The organism is Variovorax sp. OAS795, assembly GCF_040546685.1.
Lineage (GTDB): Bacteria > Pseudomonadota > Gammaproteobacteria > Burkholderiales > Burkholderiaceae_C > Variovorax.
The window spans coordinates 4,631,756-4,650,229 of record NZ_JBEPOH010000001.1; the positions used below are offsets into that span (position 1 = coordinate 4,631,756).

Below are 18,474 nucleotides of genomic sequence, written 5' to 3' on the forward strand. Positions count from 1 at the left end.
CACCGTTTTTGCTTGAATGCAGAAGCATTCACCTTCCACGGATCCCGCATGAACAAGCGCCAACTGCTCCAGTCCTTCCTCGCCGCCTCGGCCCTCAGCTTCGGCCTTTCTCCGGCCTTGGCCCAGACCACGACGCCGATCAAGTTCCAGCTCGACTGGCGTTTCGAAGGTCCGGCCGCGCTGTTCCTGCACCCGGCCGCCAAGGGCTACTTCAAGGCCGCGGGGCTGGACGTGACCATCGACGCGGGCAACGGCTCGGGCGGCACGGTCACGCGCGTGGCATCGGGCGCCTATGAAATGGGCTTTGCCGACCTGGCCGCGCTGATGGAATTCCACGCCAACAACCCCGACAGCCCGAACAAGCCGGTGGCGGTGATGATGGTCTACAACAACACGCCGGCCTCGGTCATGGCGCTCAAGAAGAGCGGCATCGCCAAGCCGGCCGACCTGGCCGGCAAGAAGATGGGTGCGCCGGTATTCGACGCCGGCCGCCGCGCATTCCCGATCTTCGCCAAGGCCAACAACATCGGCGCCGTCAACTGGACCGCCATGGACCCGACGTTGCGCGAAACCATGCTGATCCGCGGCGACATCGACGCCATCACCGGCTTCACCTTCACCTCGCTGCTGAACCTGGAGGCGCGCGGCGCCAAGGCGGCGGACATCGTCGTGCTGCCCTACCCCGACTATGGCGTGAAGCTCTACGGCAACGTGATCATCGCGTCGCCCAAGCTCATCAAGGAGAACCCCGAGGCGGTGAAGAAATTCCTCTCCGCCTTTGCCAAGGGCGCGAGGGAAGTCATCGCCAATCCCGCGGTCGCCATCGAATCGGTGAAGGCGCGCGACGGCATCATCGACAGCAAGCTCGAAACCCGCCGCCTGCAGCTGGCCATCGACACCGTGATCAACAGCGCCGACGCGCGCAGCGAAGGCTTTGGCGCGGCCAACGCGGGCCGCATGTCGCTGATGGCCTCGCAGGTGTCGGACGCCTTCAACACCAAGACGCGCGTGAGCCCCGACGCCGTATGGACGGCCGCGCTGCTGCCGCCCGCGGCCGAGCTCAACGGCGTGCTGCGCAAGTGATGGCGGAGGCACCGAGCGCGGCCGCTGCTTCCTTCGTCGATTTCCAGGACGTCTGGCTCGCCTACAACGAGGAGCTGCTGCGCGCCAACCACTTCGCGGTCGAGGCCATCGACCTGAAGGTGAAGCGCGGCGAGTTCATCGCCATCGTCGGGCCGTCGGGCTGCGGCAAGTCGACCTTCATGAAGCTCACCACGGGCCTGAAGATGCCGTCGATGGGCAAGATCCGCATCGACGGCCAGCCCGTGACCGGACCGCTCAAGATCTCGGGCATGGCGTTCCAGGCGCCCTCGCTGCTGCCCTGGCGCACCACGGTGGACAACGTGCTGCTGCCGCTCGAGATCGTCGAGCCCTACCGCTCCAGCTTCAAGGCCAGGCGCAAGGAATACGTCGAGCGTGCGCGCAAGCTGCTGCAGAAGGTGGGCCTTGCGGGCTACGAGGACAAGTTTCCGTGGCAGCTCTCCGGCGGCATGCAGCAGCGCGCGAGCATCTGCCGCGCGCTCATCCACGAGCCCAAGATGCTGCTGCTCGATGAGCCCTTCGGCGCACTCGATGCCTTCACGCGCGAGGAGCTCTGGTGCATCCTGCGCGACCTCTGGACCGAGCAGCAGTTCAACGTCATCCTGGTGACGCACGACCTGCGCGAATCGGTGTTCCTGGCCGACACGGTGTACGTGATGAGCAAGAGCCCCGGCCGCTTCGTGGTCAAGCGCGAGATCGAGCTGCCGCGTCCGCGCGAGCTGGAGCTCACCTACACCAAGGAGTTCACCGACATCGTGCTGGAGCTGCGCGGGCACATCGGCGCCATCCGCAACACGGGCATCAGCGCGGCGCAAACCGCGGCCGCTGCCGCGTCCCACTGAGCCGCGCCATGAAGAACACCAAGCAACTCGAACGCTGGTCGCCCTGGCTGCTGCTCGTGGCGGTCATCCTGCTGTGGCAGGTGATCTGCGCAGGCTTCGGCGTCTCGGACTTCATCTTTCCGAGCCCGCTGCGCATCTGGACCCAGTTCTGGGAATTCAAGGAAATCATCGCGGGCCACGCGTGGCGCACCTTCTGGGTCACGATGGCGGGCTTCGGCCTGGCGATCGTCGTCGGCGTGCTGATGGGCTTCGTGATCGGCAGCTCGCGCATCGCGTATGCGGCGATCTATCCGCTCATGACGGCGTTCAATGCACTGCCCAAGGCGGCCTTCGTGCCGATCCTGGTCGTGTGGTTCGGCATCGGCGTCGGGCCGGCGATCCTCACGGCCTTCCTGATCAGCTTCTTCCCGATCATGGTGAACATCGCCACCGGACTCGCCACGCTGGAGCCCGAACTGGAAGACGTGCTGCGCGTGCTCGGCGCCAAGCGCTGGGACGTGCTCATGAAGATCGGCCTGCCGCGCTCCATGCCCTACTTCTTCGGTTCGCTCAAGGTGGCGATCACGCTGGCCTTCGTCGGCACCACGGTCAGCGAGATGACCGCCGCCAACGAAGGCATCGGCTACCTGCTGATCTCCGCCGGCTCGGCCATGCAGATGGGCCTGGCCTTCGCGGGCCTGATGGTGGTCGGCGCCATGGCCATGCTGATGTACGAACTCTTCAGCGTGATCGAGAAGCACACCACCGGCTGGGCGCACCGCGGATCGCAAAACCAATGAGGCACTGCAGATGACACGCGACCAGATCATCCGCGCGCTGCGCCGCGCCGACGACGTGGCCCGCCGCGCCATGGGGATGGGCCGCCATCCCTTCGGCGCCGTGCTCGTCGCCCCTGACGGCGAAACGATCCTCGCCGAGCAGGGCAACATCGACACCGTGAACCACGCCGAAGCCACGCTGGCGCGCCATGCCGCGCAGAACTGGCCGGCCGACTACCTGTGGCAGTGCACGCTGGTCACCACCTTCGAGCCGTGTGCGATGTGCGCGGGCACCAGCTACTGGGCCCACATCGGCCGCGTCGTCTACGGCGCCGAGGAAAGCGCGTTGCTCGCGCTCACGGGCGACCATCCCGAAAACCCCACGCTGAGCCTGCCCTGCCGCGAAGTCTTCGCGCGCGGGCAGAAGAAGATCGAGGTGATCGGGCCGGTAGCCGAGGTGGCGGAAGAAATGATCGCCACGCACCGCGGCTTCTGGGAAGCGCGTTAGGTCGCACTAGCCCAGCAGCAGCGAGGCCTCGTCGCGCCAGTACGCGATGGCCGCGAGCCAGCCTTCCCACACGCAGCCGTTGCAGCCGCGCCCGCAGCAGGTGGTGGGCGCGGCGGGCGGCGCGCGCAGGGCGAGCCGCTGCGCCGCGGCTTCGGCCTGCACCGCCTCGATCAGTGCCTGGGCGCTGGCAAGGTCGACGGGGACGGACAGGTCTTTGGCTGCGAAGGACATGGGCGGTCAGCGGCGGCCGTGCACCGTGCGGCGCGCTTGCGCCCTACCAGAAGATCCAGAGCGCCAGGCCGCCGAAGATCGACCACTTCACGAGGTAGTACGCCCGCTTGTCCCAGGCCTTGAGCCGCTTGCCGATGACGCGGATCTGGTAGATGTACTTGAACGCGCGGTTGATGCCGCCCGTCTTGTCGCCCGCATCGTTGGGCGAAGCGGCTGCCGCGAGCAGGTTCTTGGCGAACCAGCGGTTCACCGCACTGGCCCAGCGGTATTTCAGCGGGCGCTCGATGTCGCAGAACAGGATCACGCGGTCGTGGTCGGTCGTGTTCTCGGCGTAGTGGATGTAGGTTTCGTCGAACACCACGGCCTCGCCGTCGCGCCAGTGGTAGCGCTGGCCATCCACGTCGATGTAGCAGCCCTCCACGCCGGGCGTCCACAGCCCCAGGTGGTAGCGCAGCGAGCCGGCGAACGGGTCGCGGTGGCGCACCAGGCGGCTGCCCGGCGGAAGCTCGGCGAACATGGCGGCCTTGATGGTGCCGATGCCCTTGAGCAGCTCGGTGGTGCGGGGGCACAGGATGGCCGCCGAGGGATGCGCCTCGTCGTACCACTTGAGGTAGAAGCGCTTCCAGCCGCTCTTGAAGAAGGAGTTGAAGCCCACGTCGTTGAATTGGCTCGAGGCCTTGATGCTGCCCCCGTTGCGCATGGCGAGCGCCTCTTCGCGGATGACCTGCCAGTTTTCCTCGAGCACGCGCATCTCCGGAAACTGCGCGGGCGACAGGTACGGCGTGCTCGGCACCTTCGAGAAGATGTACATGAAGGCGTTCAGCGGCGCCAGGAAGGTCGAGTGATCAGACAGCTGCCTGAAGAAGCGATGCCGCACCTGGCCGCGGAAATGAACGTAGAGCGCGCTGAGCGCGAAGATCGCAAGAATGACCCACTTCATTGTTGAAAGTGTCCTGTAGAGGGCGCCCGGGGGGAACCGGGTAGTGTAAATCGTCGCCCCGCATCGGACCTGACCAGGGGTTTCAGGCCCAGCCGGTCTCGATTTCGGTCTTGACCTCGGCCATGAGCCGGTGCACCGGGCACTTGCCCGCCACGCGCAGCAGCTCGTCGCGCTGGGCCTCGGTGAGCTCGCCCGTCACGCGCAGGCTCGACTTCAGGCGGTAGACGCCCTTGCGCTCCTCGCTGTCGTCGCGGTCGACCACCACCTCGATGTCTTCCACCGGCATGCCCTTGCGCCGTGCGTAGATCAGCACGGTGAGCGCTTTGCAGGCGGCCAGCGAGGCGTCGTAGAGGTCGTGGGGCTCGGGCCCCGCATCGCTGCCGCCGCCCGCCGGCGAGGCGTCGATGGCGATTTCGTGGTTGCGGATCTTGAGGATGTGACGCGTACCCGTGGTGCCGTCGCGCCGGACCGTGATGCTCATGCCGATGTCCTTGTGGGGTGTGGATGCCGCGCCATCGTAGCCCGCGGCAGCCCCGCTCAGCGGTCCACCGCGAGCATCAGCGTTTCCTTGATCTCCTCCATCACCACGTAGCTGTGCGACTCCGCCGCCACGGGCAGCTTCTTGAGGATGTCGCCCAGGAGGTGCCGGTACTCGCTCATGCCGCTGAGCCGCGCCTTCACGAGGTAGTCGAAGCTGCCCGACACCAGGTGGCATTCGAGCACCTCGGGCATGTGCAGCAGCTCCTTGCGGACCTTGTCGAACACGTCGCCCGACTTGGCCGACAGCTTGATCTCGACGAACACCAGCAGCGTCTTGCCCAGCGCCTCGGGCGACACATGCGCGTGGTAGCCGCTGATGACGCCCTCGCGCTCCATGCGCTTCACCCGCTCGGCGCATGGCGATGCCGAGAGGCCGATGCGCTCCGCCAGCTCGGTCATGGAAATGCGCCCCTGGCGCTGCAGCAGGTCGAGGATCTTGCGGTCGATGCGGTCGAGTTCGGGCATTTCACTTCAGAGGGGGCATGAATCCGATTTCTTTCAGCGGATTTCACTGCAAAACGATAAACAACGATGAAATCCACCGCATTGTGCACTTTAGAGTCCATCTATTCACCTTCATTCGCGGAAATACCCATGAAAGTCATCGTTCTTGGCGGCGGCGTGATCGGCACCACGACGGCCTACTACCTCGCGCGCTCCGGCGCCGACGTGACGCTGCTCGACCGGCAGTCCGGCCCCGCGGAAGAAACCAGCTTCGGCAATGCCGGGCAGGTGTCGCCGGGCTACTCGACGCCATGGGCCGCGCCCGGCATCCCGCTGAAGGCCCTCAAGTGGATGTTCCAGAAGCACGCCCCACTGTCCATCCGGCCGGACGGCACGCTGTTCCAGCTGCGCTGGATGGCGGCGATGCTGCGCAACTGCTCGCCCGAGCGCTACGCGGTCAACAAGGAACGCATGATGCGCGTGGCCGAATACAGCCGCGGCTGCCTGCAGCAGTTGCGTGCGGACACCGGCCTCGACTACGAACACCGCACCGGCGGCACGCTGCAGCTGTTCCGCACCCAGGCGCAGCTCGATGCGGTGCAGCGCGACATCGCGGTGCTCGAGGAATGCGGCGTGCCCTACGAGCTGCTCGACCGCGATGCGCTGGCGCGTGTCGAACCCGCGCTGGCCGGCGCACGCGACCGGCTCACGGGCGGCCTGCGCCTGCCCAACGACGAAACCGGCGACTGCCACCTGTTCACCCGCGGCCTGGCGGACATCGCACGCGGCATGGGCGTGGACTTCCGCTTCGGCCAGGCGGTCGAGGGGCTCGAAATGGCGGGCGACCGCATCACGGGCGTGCGCACCAGCGCCGGCAAGATCCTCACGGCCGACCGCTACGTGATGGCCTTCGGAAGCTATTCGCGCGCCGCCGTCGCATCGCTGGGACTCGACATTCCGGTGTACCCCGTCAAGGGCTACTCGCTCACCGTGCCGCTGCTCGACGAGTCGCTGGCGCCGCAATCGACCGTGCTGGACGAGACCTACAAGGTGGCCGTCACGCGCTTCGACAACCGCATCCGCGTGGGCGGCATGGCCGAGCTCGGCGGCTTCGACCTGCGGCTGAACCCGCACCGCCGCGCCACGCTCGAGAAAGTGGTGAGCGACCTGTTCCCCGGCGGCGACCTGCCGCGCGCCACCTTCTGGACCGGCCTGCGCCCGATGACGCCCGACAGCACGCCCATCGTCGGCGCCACGCGCTATGCGAACCTGTTCCTCAACACCGGCCACGGCACGCTCGGCTGGACCATGGCCTGCGGTTCGGGCAAGCTCATCTCCGACCTCGTGACTGGCCAGCGTCCGGAGATCCGTACGGACGGGCTGGCGATGGACCGCTACGAGACCCGTTCGCCGCGGGCAACGCGCCCCAATCCGGCCACGGCACACGCTTGATACAGCGGCCGCTCACGCGGCTTTTGCAATTGGAATGGTCGCGCTCGTCATGCCGCGGTACACCTCCGCCTCACCGTGCTTCGACAATAGCTGCATCAGGTGCTTGCGGATCAGCATCCCCGGCCGGTCCGATTCCATCGAATATTCAACACCCCGCCGGCGCGTGTCGACCAACGCATCGGGGTCGGTCGATTCGAGGATGTCCTTGTCCTCGCGCGTGATCTCCTCGTCGAAGTCGATCAGCATCTGCGCCGCGCAGTCGGCCTCGGTGTCGTTGCGGAACAGCCATTGGCACAGCTGCATGCGGCCGTCGTCGATGGGCGTGAAGCAGTTGATGATGATGTGGCGCACGCCGCTCGGGTATTCGATGTCGAGCCGGCGCGAGAACGGCAGGAAATAGGCGTTGCGCATGTGGCGCGTGGTGATCGGGTCCGCCACGCCGCTGATCGCGTGGAACCTGGCCGGATTGGCCGCCTCGATCACCGTCTCGGCGCAGAAGCCGCCTTCGTTCTCCACCAGCTCGTACCTGCTCGGTTTCGGACTGGCGGCCACGCCGAAAGTGGCGCGGTGCACGAAGCTGAAATGCGAGTTGTCGAAAGAGTTCTCGAGCGCGCGCATCGGGCTGGTCTGCCACTCTTCATAGAACTGGAAGATGGTGCGGTAGCCCGGTTCGCCGAACTCCGGAATGTCCGGGATGTCGGCAATCGGTTCTTCCAGCGCCACCCATGCATAGCCGTAGCGCGCAGTGCAGCGGTAGGCGGTGGTCTTGTACTCCGGCGATATCTTTCGGTCGGCCTCGTACTGCGGAATGCGGATCACCTGCCCGCTGCGGTCGTAGGTCCAGCCGTGATAGCCACACTGGATGGCGCCCTGCCCGCAGGCCCGGCCCTCGGCGTCGACACACCAACCCTTCGACAGCTTCGCGGTGCGGTGGCAGCAGCGGTCGCGCAAGGCGGCCGGCTGGCCCTCGGGGTCGAGGAAAAGGACGATGTCTTCGCCCAGCAGCCTGAAGGGCTTGGGGCCGCTGGCCAGCTCGGTGAGCGGCATGACGGCATGCCAGAACTTGCGAAAGACGGGTTGTCGGGTGACGAGCATGCGTGGGGACTCCTTCGGTTGCGCGTGGGTACGAACGAACGTGAAAGAGCAATTTCCTGCCGCGGGGGCTGAACGCTTCTACTCTGCGCCTTCTGCCTTGCAAATTGCGCGCCCGCATTGTGGCGCGGAGTGGCATCTCCCAAGCGTTCGGTCGCAACGTCAGGGTGCAGGACGGCGGCAAGCGGCTTGGCACGTGTCGTGCATTGCCTCGTGCAAGAGTAGAAGCGTTCAGCAGCGCACGCACCATGGTTGTGCGCCCGCCCGGAAATTGCTCTTGAAGCGCCCCCTGCCTTGTGCGGGGGATTCAAGACCCAGGAGATTCCGAGGCTTCCCATGCAACGTCGATTCTTTCTTGGCGCCAGCGGCGCCGCCCTGCTTCCTCTCGCAGCCCCCGCCGTGTTCGCCCAGGGCGGCGGCAAGCTGACCCCGATCAAGTTCACGCTCGACTTCCGCATCAACGGCCAGACCGCACCTTTCTTTCTTGCGCACAGCAAGGGCTACTACAGGGACGAAGGCCTGGACGTGAGCATCGACACCGGGGCGGGCTCGGTGGCCTCGATCACGCGCATTGCGAGCGGCGTCTACCAGATGGGGCTCGGCGACATCAGCTCGCTGGTCGAGTTCAATGCGCAAAATCCCGGCACGCCGATGGTGCAGGCCGTGTACCAGTACTACAACCGCGCGCCTTTCGTGATCATCGGCCGCAAGGACCGCGGCGTGACGAGCGACTTCAAGAGCCTCGCGGGCAAGAAGGTGGCCGCCGCGGCCGTCGAATCGACCCGCCGCGCCTGGCCCATGGTGGCGCGCAAGCAGGGCATGCGCAGCGACGCGTTCCAGTGGCAGACCACCGACTTCAGCGCGCGCGACAACGTGATGGTGCGCGGCGACGTGGATGCGGCCACCTACTTTCACGATTCCGCCATTTCGCTTTTCGCGCGCATGAAGAGCGAGGAGCTCTCGGTGCTCAAGTATGCGGACGCGGGCGTCAACCTCTATGGCAACGCCATTCTCGCGAGCAGCAACCTGATCGCGCAGAATCCGAAGCTGGTCGCGGCCTTCCTGCGCGCCACCAACCGCGCCATCGTCGAGACCTTTGCCAACCCCGGGCCCAGCATTGCCGCCATGCGCCAGCGCGAACCCATCCTCGACGAGAAGCTGGAGCTGGAGCGCTGGGGCGTCACGGCGCAATACGTGGGCGCGGCGGACACGCGCAGCCACGGCCTGGGCGATATCAAGAAGCTCACGCTCGAGCTGCAGGTCGACGAGGTCGTGGAAGTTTTCGGCCTCAAGGTCAAGCCCGCGTCCGACGCGATCTTCAATACGTCGATGCTGCCATTGCGCAGCGAACGAACCCTGATCAAGACATGATCGAAGACATGAATTTCACTGGCAGCCCTACCGCATATCCCGAAGAAACTGCGCTCGACGAACGCGACGAGCGCTACCTGCGCAAGGCCATCGTCTGGTCGCATGCGGCCCGGCGCCGTGGCAACCGGCCCTTCGGCTCCGTGATCGTCTCGGCCGACGGCGAGGTGCTGGCCGAAGCCGGCAACAGCAATACCGAGACCGGCGACTGCACGGCGCACGCGGAGGTGAATGCCCTGCGCGCGCTCGCGGGGCGCGGGCTCACGCGCGAGGCGCTCGCCAGCGCCACCCTCTATGCATCGGGCGAGCCCTGCGTGATGTGCGCCGGCGCCATCTTCTGGTCGAACATCGGCCGCGTGGTGTACGGCATCGACGCCGAGCGGCTGCGCGTGTTCCGCGGCGAGCGCCAGGACCAGCGCGACGCGGAGCTGTCGTGCCGCGACGTGTTCCGTGCCTCACCGCATCCGATCGAATGCATCGGCCCCGCGCTGCTGCACGAAGCCAGCGCGGCGCACGACGGTGCATGGAAATAGGCTCGCCCCCAGTCTTCGCGCACTTCGTGTCGCTACGCCAACCCCCTACCGGGGGCAACACCAGTGGCCCGGCGAAGCCGGTTCCACGGTGTTTCTGGCGAAGAAACGGGGCGAATAGACTCGTTGGATGTCCTGGCACGCCCATCTTCATCTCGACTACCGGCACGAATCCTCCCGCAGCGTGGCGCGCTTTCGGCATGACGGGCCGCTGCGCATCCTGCAAAGCCTCTATCCCGAGGGCGATGCGATCTGCCACAACGTGCTGGTGCATCCGCCGGGCGGGCTGGTGGGCGGCGACACGCTGGACATCGACATCGAGGCGGCGGACGGCAGCCACGGGCTGATCACCACGCCCGGTGCCTCGCGCTTCTACCGCTCCGAAGGCGAGCTGGCGCTGCAGCGCACGCGCATCCGGCTTGCCGCGGGCGCGCGGCTCGAGTGGCTTCCGCTGGAGGCCATCTGCTACAGCGGCTGCCGGGCCGAGAACCGCCTCACCATCGAGGCCGAAGCCGGCGCCGAGATGATCGGCTGGGACGTGACGGCGCTGGGCCTGCCCAACGCCAACCAGCCCTTCGAGCGCGGCACCTACCTGCAGCACATCGAAGTGCCCGGCGTCTGGCTCGAGCGCGGGCGCATCGACGCGGCGGACCAGCGGCTGCTGCAAAGCCCGCTGGGCTTTGGCGGGCACCGCTGCATCGCGTCGCTGTTCTTCGTGGCGGGCACGCCGGCCACGAAGGCGCGGCGCGAGGCGCTGCTGGCGCTTGCACGCAGCGCGATCGAGGCGCATGGATTGGAGGAGAGCGCGGGCGCGACGAGCCCGCATGCCGAGATCGTCGTGCTGCGCGTGCTCACGCCGGTGGTGGAGCCCGCGATGCAGCTGCTGCGGCAGGTGTGGCAGGCGTGGCGCGCCGAGCTATGGCAATTGCCCGCGAGCACTCCGCGCATCTGGGCCACGTAGGCCCTTTGCCGTTCAGGCCGGCATGTCGGTGCGCGGCAGCCGCAGGTGCTTCTTCAGCGTCTCGAACACCTGCCGCGTCACCGGGTTCACGACGTGGCTGCGCACGTACAGGTAGTAGGCCAGGTCGGGCAGGCGCGGCATGCCGTCGCCCGCGCCGAGCACGCGAAGGCCCGCATCGAGCTGTTCCACGCCGCGCGCCGTCACGCCCAGGCCGGCGCGCAATGCGGCCTTGATGCCGATCAGGCTGGACGAGGTGTAGCGCGGCGTCCAGGCCACGCCCGCCGCATCGAGCGCCTCGTGCCCGATGCGCCGGAAGATGCTGGGCCCGTCGGCCATGATCAGCGGCACCGGCTTGGCCGGGTCGTGCACGTAGCTGGCGGCACATAGCCACACGGTCGGTGAATTGCGCAGCACCACGCCGTCGAACTGCGGATCGGCGCGGTTCGAGATGATCATGTCGACCTCGCCACTCTTGAGCGATGTCATGAGGTAGGGGCTGCGGCCGATGTGGATGTCCAGCTGCAGCAGCGGCGACGTGCGCGCCACCTCGGTCAGCAGCAGCGGCAGCATGGTCTCGGCCACGTCGTGCGGCGCGCCGATGCGCAGGTTGCCCTCCAGTTCGCCCTGGCGCAGGCTGCGCAGTGCCTCGTCGTTGAGCGCGAGCAGATGGTGCGCATAGGTCAACAGCCGCTCGCCATGCTCGGTCAGCCGCTTTTGCCGCCCCTGCCTCGCAAACAGCGGATGGCCCGCCTGTTCTTCGAGCCGCTGCATCTGCTGCGTGATGGCCGACTGCGTGCGCCCCAGGTGCACGGCCGCGGCCGCAAAGCTGTGGTGGCTGACTACCGCCGCAAAGGAGCGCAGCAGTTCAAGATCGAGCGTGGGCATACATTAATTTTATTGATGTATTTCGTGCGCGGGCTGGATTGTCGGGCCAGGCCCGCGTCACTACAGTGAATGCACACCTCGACAAGCATCCCCACTGGAGAAACTGCATGAGCACCCTGTCCGACCAGCGCCACGAGGCGGTCGCCGCGTCCATCGACCAGATGAAGAAAGCCATTGGCGGCGCTGAACCCACGCGCGAAAAGCTCGATGCGGTGCTCGATGCGCTCGTCGCGCTGGCCGCACGCACCGGCTACTGGGGCGCGGCCGACTTCCCGGCCCCCGAAGCCGGCGAGCACCAGGCCCGCTACCTGATTGCCGAAGACCCGGACCAGAGCTATGCGCTCTACCTGAACGTGATGCGGCCGGGCAAGAAGATCGTGCCGCACAACCACACCACCTGGGCCTGCATTGCCGCGGTGGAAGGCACCGAGCACAACCGCGTGTACGAGCGCCGCGACGACGGCGCCGTGCCGGGCGTCGGCAAGCTCGAGGAAACCGCGCTCGTGGTCGTTGAACCGGGCAAAGGCATCGCGCTGATGCCCGAGGACATCCACTCGGTCGAGATCCAGGGCGAGCAGGTCATCCGCCACCTGCACATGTACGGCCGCGCGCTCGAGACGCTGAACCAGCGCACCGCGTACGACCTGGCGGCCGGCACGTACCAGACGATGGGCATCGGCGTGCAGACGCGGCGCTAGTCGCCCCGTTTTCCGTTTTTCGATGCGGGCCGCGGTGCGGCGCCGCACGGCGTTGCTCGCCCGGCCGCTTTCGCTTCACTGATTCTTTCTCCTGCCCATGACGACTTCCTTCATCGATCCGAAGACCCTCAAATCCTGGCTGCACGACGGCGGCGAGATCGCGCTGCTCGACGTGCGAGAGCATGGCCAGTACGGCGAGGCGCATCTGTTCTACGGCATTCCGCTGCCGTTCAGCCGGCTCGAACTCGATGCGCCGCGCCTGGTGCCGAGGCGCGGCGTGCGGGTGGTGGCGTACGACGATGGCGATGCCGGCGTGGCCGAGCGAGCCGCGGTGCGCCTTGCCGCGCTGGGCTACACCGGCGTGCATGTGCTGCAGGGCGGCACCCGTGCCTGGAAGGGCCGCGGGCCATGCGCTCTTTGCGGGCGTCAACCTGCCGTCGAAGACTTTCGGCGAGCTGGCCGAAGAGGTCTATCACACGCCCCGCGTCAGTGCCGACGAGCTGGCCGGCATGCTGGCGCGCAACGAAAAAGTCGTGGTGCTCGACGGCCGGCCCGTGAGCGAGTTCCACAAGATGAACATCCCCACGGCCACCTGCTGCCCCAACGGCGAACTCGCCTACCGCGTGCGCCATCTGGTGCCCGACACCGCCACGCCCATCGTCGTCAATTGCGCGGGCCGCACGCGCAGCATCATCGGCGCGCAGACGCTGATCAACCTCGGCCTGCCCAACCCGGTGTTCGCGCTGGAGAACGGCACGCAGGGCTGGTACCTGAACGACCACACCCTGGAGCATGGCGGCACGCGGCGCTACCCGGCCGACAGCGGCAACGCCGATCTCCGGCCGGCCGCCAGGGCACTGGCCGAGCGCTTCGGCGTGCCCACGGTCACCGCGCGGACTGTGGCGCAATGGGCCAGCGACGCGAGCCGCACGCTCTTTCTCTGCGACGTGCGCACGCCGGAGGAATTCGCGGCCGGCAGCCTGCCGGGCGCACAGCACACGCCCGGCGGCCAACTGATGCAGGCCGGCGACCAGTACGTCGGCGTGCGCGGCGCGCGGCTGGTGCTCTTCGACGACGACGGCGTGCGCGCGCCGACCGTCGCGAGCTGGCTGCGGCAGATGGGCCACGACGCCTGCGTGCTCGAAGGCGGCCTTGCGAGCGGCCTGGCGCTTGCGCCTGCCGACGCTCCCGCGCCGCCGCCATTGGCGACCATCGATGCGCAGGCACTGTCGGCGCGCCTCGCTCGCGGCGACGTGGCGCTGATCGACCTGCGGCCGAGCATGCAGTTCCGGGCCGGCCACATTCCGCAGGCACGCTGGTCGATCCGCTCACGCCTGGCCGCCGATGCCGACGCCCATACCGGGAGCGAAGCGCGCCAACTCGTGCTGGTGGCCGACGACGCCGCGCTCGCGGCCTGGAGCGCAGCCTCCGAACTTGCCGGCCGCTTGCCCGCCCCGCTGCTGCTCGAAGGCGGCGTGGCCGCATGGCGCGGTGCGGGCCTGCCGGTGGAAGCCACGCCCGGGCTGCCCGCCGACGCCGAGTGCATCGATTACCTGTTCTTCGTGCACGACCGCCATGACGGCAACAAGGAAGCGGCGCGCCGCTACCTGGCCTGGGAGACGGGCCTCGTCGCGCAGCTCGACGCCGAAGAGCGCGCGGCCTTCAGGCTGCCCACCGCATCGCACGCCTGAGCCGGTTTCGTTTCCTTCTTCGTTCGCCATTGTCCGTTTCCTCACCCCGGAGTCCCGCCATGCCGTCTGTCCATCGCGTTCCGCGCCTCGCCCGCCTCTGCATCGCCGCCGCATGGCTCGCGGCCTTGGTCCTGCAGCCTGCCTCGGCCCAGCCGCTGCCGGCGCGCAACGGCTTTCCCTCGCAGACGGTGAAGTTCGTCTCGCCGTTTCCACCCGGTGGCGGCAACGACGCCACGGCCCGGCTGGTGACCACGCGCCTGCCCGAAATCATGGGCCAGGCCGCAGTCGTGGACAACCGCGGCGGCGCGGGCGGGAACATCGGCGCCAGGTCGGTCGCCGAGGCCAAGCCCGACGGCTACACGGTGCTCACCTCGCAGGTCTCGATCATGGCGGTGAACCCCTCGCTCTACTCGGCGCCGGGCTTCGATCCGCTGAAGAACTTCGTGCCCATCACGCAGGCCAATGCGGCGCCGCTCGCACTGGTGGTGGACGCCAACTCGCCCTACAAGACCTTTGCCGATCTCGCCACGCGCGCCAAGGCGAGCCCCGGCAAGGTCACCTATGCCACGCCCGGCAACGGCACGCTCTCGCACCTGGTGGGCGTGGTGCTGCAAAAGGACAGCGGCGTGGACATGACCCACGTGCCCTACAAGGGCGCAGGCCCCGCGCTCACCGACCTGCTCGGCGGCCAGGTCGACGTGCTCGTGACCTCCACCGCGTCCGTCGCGGGCATGGTGCAGAGCGGCAAGCTGCGCGTGCTGGCCGTCACCAGCCCGCGCCGCATCGGCGTGTTCGCCAAGGTGCCCACGCTCGAGGAGCTGGGCTATGCGAATGCGCGGTTCGAAGACTGGTACGGCTTCTTCGCGCCCGCCGGCACGCCGCCCGAGCGCGTGGCCTACCTGAACGAAGCCATCGTGCGCACGCTGCGCCTGCCCGAGGTGAGCAAGCTCGTGACCGACGGCGGCAGCGAAGTGGTGGCCAACACGCCCGAAGCCTTTGCCGCGCAGTTGCGCCAGGACATCGAGCGCTGGTCGCGCGTCGTCAAGCTCTCGGGCGCCAAGGCCGATTGACGCACCATAGAGGCCCCGCGCACCACGCCCTGCGTTCCACCACCATGTCCGATTCCTCGCACGCTTCCTCGCACAACGATGCCCCCGCGCAGGCGTTGGAGACGCGACTTGCCCATACCGGCAAGCAGTCTCTCCACACGGGCGGCAAGCCCGTCAACCCGCCGCTGGTGCGCGCGAGCACCGTGGTGTTCGACAGCGTGGCCGACATGCGCGATGCCCGCGCGCGACGCGGCGACGAGCGCGTGTTCAGCTACGGCGCACGCGGCACGCCCACCACCTTCGCGCTCGAAGATGCGGTGAGCGAACTCGAAGGCGGCTTTCGCACGCGCCTCTTTCCGACCGGCCTCGCAGCCATCGGCATGGTGCTGCTGTCCTACCTGAAGCCGGGCGACCACGTGCTGATGTCCGACAGCGTGTACGAGCCGGCACGCAACCTCGTTCATTCCTTTCTCGACCCCTACGGCATCCGCTGCACCTTCTTCGCTGCGGACGGCAGCGGGGTGGAAGAACGCTTCGAGCCGAACACGCGGCTCGTGTACGCGGAGTGCCCCGGCTCGCTGGTGTACGAGATGTGCGACCTGCCCCGGCTGGCCGGGCTGGCACATGCGCGCGGCGCGCTGCTGGCGGCGGACAACACCTGGGGTTCGGGCGTGCAATACCACCCGCTCGCGCTGGGTGCCGACATCTCGCTCATGGCCGCGACCAAATACCTCTCGGGCCACTCCGACGTGATGATGGGCACGGTGGCCACCACGCGCGAAGCCTGGCAGCCGCTCAACGAGCGCTGCGATGCCTTCGGCATGACGGTGAGCCCCGACGACGCCTGGCTGGTGCTGCGCGGCATCCGGACCCTCTCGGCGCGGCTGCAGATGCACGAGCGGCATGCGCTGGCAGTGGCAGCCTGGCTCGAGGCGCGGCCTGAAGTGCAGGCGGTGTTCTGCCCCGCGCTGCCGCAGCACCCGGGCCACGCACTCTGGAAGCGCGATTGCCGCGGCACCAACGGGCTGGTCTCGTTCGAGCTGCGGCCCGGCATCGCGGATTCCGCTGTCGAGCGCTTCGTCGACGCCCTTTCGCTGTTCGGCCGCGGCTCGTCGTGGGGCGGCTACGAAAGCCTCGTGGCCTGGGCGAACATGCGCACGGCCCGCAGCGTGACCGACTGGAGCGCGCGCGGCGCCGTGCTGCGGCTGCACGTGGGGCTGGAGGCACCCTCGGACCTGCTCGCGGATCTGGAGCGCGGCTTTGCGGCCTTGAACCAAGGCTGAGCGGGCGTCTTCCGCCCGGCTCAGGCGGCCACGGGCTCGACGGGTTCAGGCTCCGGAAGAATGGCCGTCAGCGCGAAATCGATCAGGTGAAGCCAGGTGGCTTCGAGCCCCATGATGCTGTGATGGTCGGAACCCGGAACGGTCTGCACGCTCACAGGCGTCGGCCAGGCCGCGATGAGCTTTTGCGAGCGCTCGGGCAGCACCACGTCGTCGCGTTCGGCCAGCAGCACCTGCGTCTTCGCGGCCACTTCCTTGCAGTGCGTGAGCGAATCGAAACGATGCCGCAGCAACAGCGACAGCGGAACCAGCGGAAAGCGCCGCTTCGCGACTTCGAGCATCGAGTCGTAGGGCGTGACCAGCTGCAGGCTCGAGAAATGCTGCTGCGCCACCAGCTGGATTGCCACGCCGGTTCCGAGGCTGCGCCCCACGACATGCAACCGCGCCTTCGGGAAGGCCTTGCGCAAATGCCCGGCGAACTGGATGGCGTCCGCCACCGAGGCGACCTCGGAAGGATGGCCCTGCGAATCGGCCACGCCGCGGTAGTTGACCGCGGCGAACCCGAAGCCATCGGGCAGCCAGTGCAGCGCCTGCGCGGTGGCGCGCACGTCTTCGCCGCGGCCGGCAAAGTAGATGAACAGGTCCTGCAGCGCGTCTTCGCCCTCCGGGTGATAGACGTAGCCGCGGACCATGCCGCCGGGCACCGTGTGCGAGTAGGTCGAGAAATCGTCGGACAGATGGACGACGGGGAGCTTCCTGGCGTTGAACAGGATGTGGCCCTGGCGCACGGCCAGGAGGCCCCAGTACGCCGCGATGCTTCCGATGGCGGCGGCCGAAGCCGAGAGTGCGATGCGAGAGACTTTGCTGGACAAGAACGGGCTCCGGAAAAAGTTGCGGCGGGCGGACGGCGGCAGCCTACTGCCTGCAGCTGCCGCCGACGGTCACCGTGCCGTCCTTGCATTCGGTCAGGATGCGTTCGTTTGCGGGGGCCGATGCGGGGCGCGCCGGAGTGCCGTCCGTTTGGGAGGCGGCTTCGCGCTGGTAGACGATCTTCTTGCTGCCGAGATCGCAGCTGCCCACCACCTGTCCGCCGGCTTGTGCGTTGGCATCGACGGTGGTGACGCTGAAACGCGTCACGCCCGATGCGGCAATTTTCGATTCGATCTGCGCGCGCAGGGCTTCGCAGTTTTCAGCGCCATGGGCGGCGCTGGCCAATGCCAGCGCGAGGGGAATGAACCAGGGTTTCATGATGAGTCGGCCTCGTGCCGAGGATTGCGTGAACGAAGAGTCTAGCCCCGCATTCGCCGATGAGACATCCTCCCACACGCGCTGGTAACCGCACGTGACGGCTCCCCTGGATGCAGGCTCACTCGCAGGCGTTGCTGCCGGCCGGGGCGTGGCGCAGCCTGTTCAGGAACGTGAGCTGGACTCGCGCCGTGTCGCTGCCCTGCGATGCGGCCCGAAGCATCCAGCGGCGGGCTTCGCAGCGATCGGCCGCGATCGCGTTGCCGTACAGCGTGGGACCGGCCAGCAGCACCATGCCCAGCATCTCCTGCGCCTCGGCATTGCCCTGCGATGCCGACTGCCTGAGCTCCTGGAGCATGGCGCGGTAGTCGCGGGCCGACTGCGCTTCCAGCGCCAACTGAAAGCGCTGCTCGGCATGCAGCACCACGCCCGGGCCGGGCGGCTGCGCCGCGGAAAGCGCCGCCACGAGACACAGCACGCCCGCAAGAAAAATGCGCCAGCGCAGCGACCAGCTCGTGATCAGGTTCAGTTCGGATGCCATCGATGTTCTCCACCATTCGGTTGTGTGTGGAAGGCATCGTGACCGCAAGCGCTTGCAAAAAGAAACTGGATTTCGCACAGCCGGGCTCAGCCGGCGCCTGAGGCTAGCAGCAGCGTCCCTTGCCCGCGCCGTAGCGCGCCTCGAGCCGCTCGCGGAAGAAGGCCTCGTAGCTCATCGGCGGCCGGTCCGGGTGCGTGGCCGCCATGTGGGTCAGGTAGGCGTCGTAGTCGGGCATGCCGACCATGAGCCGCAGCGACTGCTTGAGCGAGCGGGCGAAGTAGCGCCCGGCTTCCGGCAATGCGAGACCCATGGCCATGC

21 protein-coding genes and 1 pseudogene are annotated in these 18,474 nt (G+C 67.7%); 12 read left to right on the forward strand and 10 right to left on the reverse strand.

Translation table 11 applies throughout. The annotated features are described in order from the left end of the window. Positions 1-48 precede the first annotated feature (48 nt). Genes ABID97_RS22345 through ABID97_RS22360 form a run of 4 tightly spaced genes read left to right on the forward strand, consistent with a single transcriptional unit; the run spans position 49 to position 3,209 of the window. On the forward strand, positions 49-1,083 hold the full coding sequence (locus ABID97_RS22345; RefSeq protein ID WP_354400841.1) for an ABC transporter substrate-binding protein: 1,035 nt from the start codon (positions 49-51) through the stop codon (positions 1,081-1,083). Further along, the gene (locus ABID97_RS22350) at positions 1,083-1,943 is read left to right on the forward strand and encodes an ABC transporter ATP-binding protein (RefSeq protein ID WP_354400842.1); all 861 of its coding nucleotides are present in this window, start codon (positions 1,083-1,085) and stop codon (positions 1,941-1,943) included. The genes ABID97_RS22345 and ABID97_RS22350 overlap by 1 nt, the downstream gene beginning before the upstream one ends. Before the next feature lie 8 nt (positions 1,944-1,951). Continuing rightward, positions 1,952-2,722 (forward strand): ABC transporter permease, encoded by a 771-nt coding sequence (locus ABID97_RS22355; RefSeq protein WP_354400843.1) that lies wholly within the window; start codon positions 1,952-1,954, stop codon positions 2,720-2,722. Between the two features lie 10 nt (positions 2,723-2,732). Then, positions 2,733-3,209, forward strand: coding sequence for a nucleoside deaminase (locus ABID97_RS22360; protein WP_354400844.1), 477 nt, complete (start codon positions 2,733-2,735; stop codon positions 3,207-3,209). 6 nt (positions 3,210-3,215) lie between these two features. Here ABID97_RS22360 and ABID97_RS22365 read toward each other — a convergent pair whose 3' ends face one another. From ABID97_RS22365 to ABID97_RS22380, 4 genes are all read right to left on the reverse strand, one after another. Then, positions 3,216-3,440, reverse strand: coding sequence for an oxidoreductase-like domain-containing protein (locus ABID97_RS22365; protein WP_354400845.1), 225 nt, complete (start codon positions 3,438-3,440; stop codon positions 3,216-3,218). A 43-nt stretch (positions 3,441-3,483) separates the two neighbouring features. Beyond that, the gene (gene lpxO, locus ABID97_RS22370) at positions 3,484-4,380 is read right to left on the reverse strand and encodes a lipid A hydroxylase LpxO (RefSeq protein WP_354400846.1); all 897 of its coding nucleotides are present in this window, start codon (positions 4,378-4,380) and stop codon (positions 3,484-3,486) included. 82 nt (positions 4,381-4,462) lie between these two features. Beyond that, positions 4,463-4,861: an OsmC family protein gene (locus ABID97_RS22375; RefSeq protein ID WP_354400848.1), complete on the reverse strand. Its 399-nt coding sequence runs from the start codon at positions 4,859-4,861 to the stop codon at positions 4,463-4,465. Between the two features lie 56 nt (positions 4,862-4,917). Further along, complete coding sequence (locus ABID97_RS22380; RefSeq protein WP_055803119.1) at positions 4,918-5,385, reverse strand: Lrp/AsnC ligand binding domain-containing protein; 468 nt, start codon at positions 5,383-5,385, stop codon at positions 4,918-4,920. A gap of 66 nt (positions 5,386-5,451) precedes the next feature. Here ABID97_RS22380 and ABID97_RS22385 point away from each other — a divergent pair, with 66 nt between their 5' ends. Then, complete coding sequence (locus tag ABID97_RS22385) at positions 5,452-6,816, forward strand: D-amino acid dehydrogenase (RefSeq protein ID WP_354400849.1); 1,365 nt, start codon at positions 5,452-5,454, stop codon at positions 6,814-6,816. 12 nt (positions 6,817-6,828) lie between these two features. Here ABID97_RS22385 and ABID97_RS22390 read toward each other — a convergent pair whose 3' ends face one another. Further along, the gene (locus ABID97_RS22390; RefSeq protein WP_354400850.1) at positions 6,829-7,911 is read right to left on the reverse strand and encodes an aromatic ring-hydroxylating dioxygenase subunit alpha; all 1,083 of its coding nucleotides are present in this window, start codon (positions 7,909-7,911) and stop codon (positions 6,829-6,831) included. 333 nt (positions 7,912-8,244) lie between these two features. Between ABID97_RS22390 and ABID97_RS22395 the strand changes: the two genes are divergently transcribed. The 3 genes from ABID97_RS22395 to ABID97_RS22405 all read left to right on the forward strand — a co-directional run bounded on the left by ABID97_RS22395 (position 8,245) and on the right by ABID97_RS22405 (position 10,767). Next, the gene (locus ABID97_RS22395; protein WP_354400852.1) at positions 8,245-9,279 is read left to right on the forward strand and encodes an ABC transporter substrate-binding protein; all 1,035 of its coding nucleotides are present in this window, start codon (positions 8,245-8,247) and stop codon (positions 9,277-9,279) included. 8 nt (positions 9,280-9,287) lie between these two features. Next, entirely contained in the window at positions 9,288-9,809 is a 522-nt protein-coding gene (locus ABID97_RS22400) for a nucleoside deaminase (protein WP_354401842.1), read from the forward strand. Positions 9,810-9,936: 127 nt separating this feature from the next. Next, on the forward strand, positions 9,937-10,767 hold the full coding sequence (locus tag ABID97_RS22405) for an urease accessory protein UreD (protein WP_354400854.1): 831 nt from the start codon (positions 9,937-9,939) through the stop codon (positions 10,765-10,767). Positions 10,768-10,779: 12 nt separating this feature from the next. On the opposite strand, the gene ABID97_RS22410 is transcribed toward ABID97_RS22405, so the two are convergent. Beyond that, positions 10,780-11,652: a LysR substrate-binding domain-containing protein gene (locus ABID97_RS22410; RefSeq protein ID WP_354400856.1), complete on the reverse strand. Its 873-nt coding sequence runs from the start codon at positions 11,650-11,652 to the stop codon at positions 10,780-10,782. 107 nt (positions 11,653-11,759) lie between these two features. Between ABID97_RS22410 and ABID97_RS22415 the strand changes: the two genes are divergently transcribed. The 4 genes and pseudogenes from ABID97_RS22415 (at position 11,760) to metC (ending at position 16,373) form a co-directional block, all read left to right on the forward strand. Next, positions 11,760-12,350: a mercaptosuccinate dioxygenase gene (locus tag ABID97_RS22415; protein ID WP_354400857.1), complete on the forward strand. Its 591-nt coding sequence runs from the start codon at positions 11,760-11,762 to the stop codon at positions 12,348-12,350. A 97-nt stretch (positions 12,351-12,447) separates the two neighbouring features. Further along, positions 12,448-14,041 (forward strand): annotated as a pseudogene (locus tag ABID97_RS22420) (rhodanese-like domain-containing protein). A 59-nt stretch (positions 14,042-14,100) separates the two neighbouring features. Beyond that, positions 14,101-15,111: a Bug family tripartite tricarboxylate transporter substrate binding protein gene (locus ABID97_RS22425; RefSeq protein WP_354400858.1), complete on the forward strand. Its 1,011-nt coding sequence runs from the start codon at positions 14,101-14,103 to the stop codon at positions 15,109-15,111. A gap of 44 nt (positions 15,112-15,155) precedes the next feature. Continuing rightward, positions 15,156-16,373: a cystathionine beta-lyase gene (gene metC, locus ABID97_RS22430; RefSeq protein ID WP_354400859.1), complete on the forward strand. Its 1,218-nt coding sequence runs from the start codon at positions 15,156-15,158 to the stop codon at positions 16,371-16,373. 20 nt (positions 16,374-16,393) lie between these two features. Here the strand turns inward: metC and ABID97_RS22435 are convergent, their stop codons facing one another. The 4 genes from ABID97_RS22435 to ABID97_RS22450 form a co-directional block, all read right to left on the reverse strand. Next, entirely contained in the window at positions 16,394-17,242 is an 849-nt protein-coding gene (locus ABID97_RS22435; RefSeq protein ID WP_354400860.1) for an alpha/beta hydrolase, read from the reverse strand. A gap of 43 nt (positions 17,243-17,285) precedes the next feature. After that, positions 17,286-17,618 carry a DUF1161 domain-containing protein gene (locus ABID97_RS22440; RefSeq protein ID WP_354400862.1) on the reverse strand — a complete coding sequence of 111 codons (333 nt, stop codon included), beginning with the start codon at positions 17,616-17,618 and terminating at the stop codon, positions 17,286-17,288. 118 nt (positions 17,619-17,736) lie between these two features. Next, on the reverse strand, positions 17,737-18,156 hold the full coding sequence (locus tag ABID97_RS22445; RefSeq protein ID WP_354400863.1) for an SEL1-like repeat protein: 420 nt from the start codon (positions 18,154-18,156) through the stop codon (positions 17,737-17,739). Between the two features lie 103 nt (positions 18,157-18,259). Continuing rightward, positions 18,260-18,466 (reverse strand): YbdD/YjiX family protein, encoded by a 207-nt coding sequence (locus ABID97_RS22450; protein ID WP_081269276.1) that lies wholly within the window; start codon positions 18,464-18,466, stop codon positions 18,260-18,262. Positions 18,467-18,474: the final 8 nt, after the last annotated feature.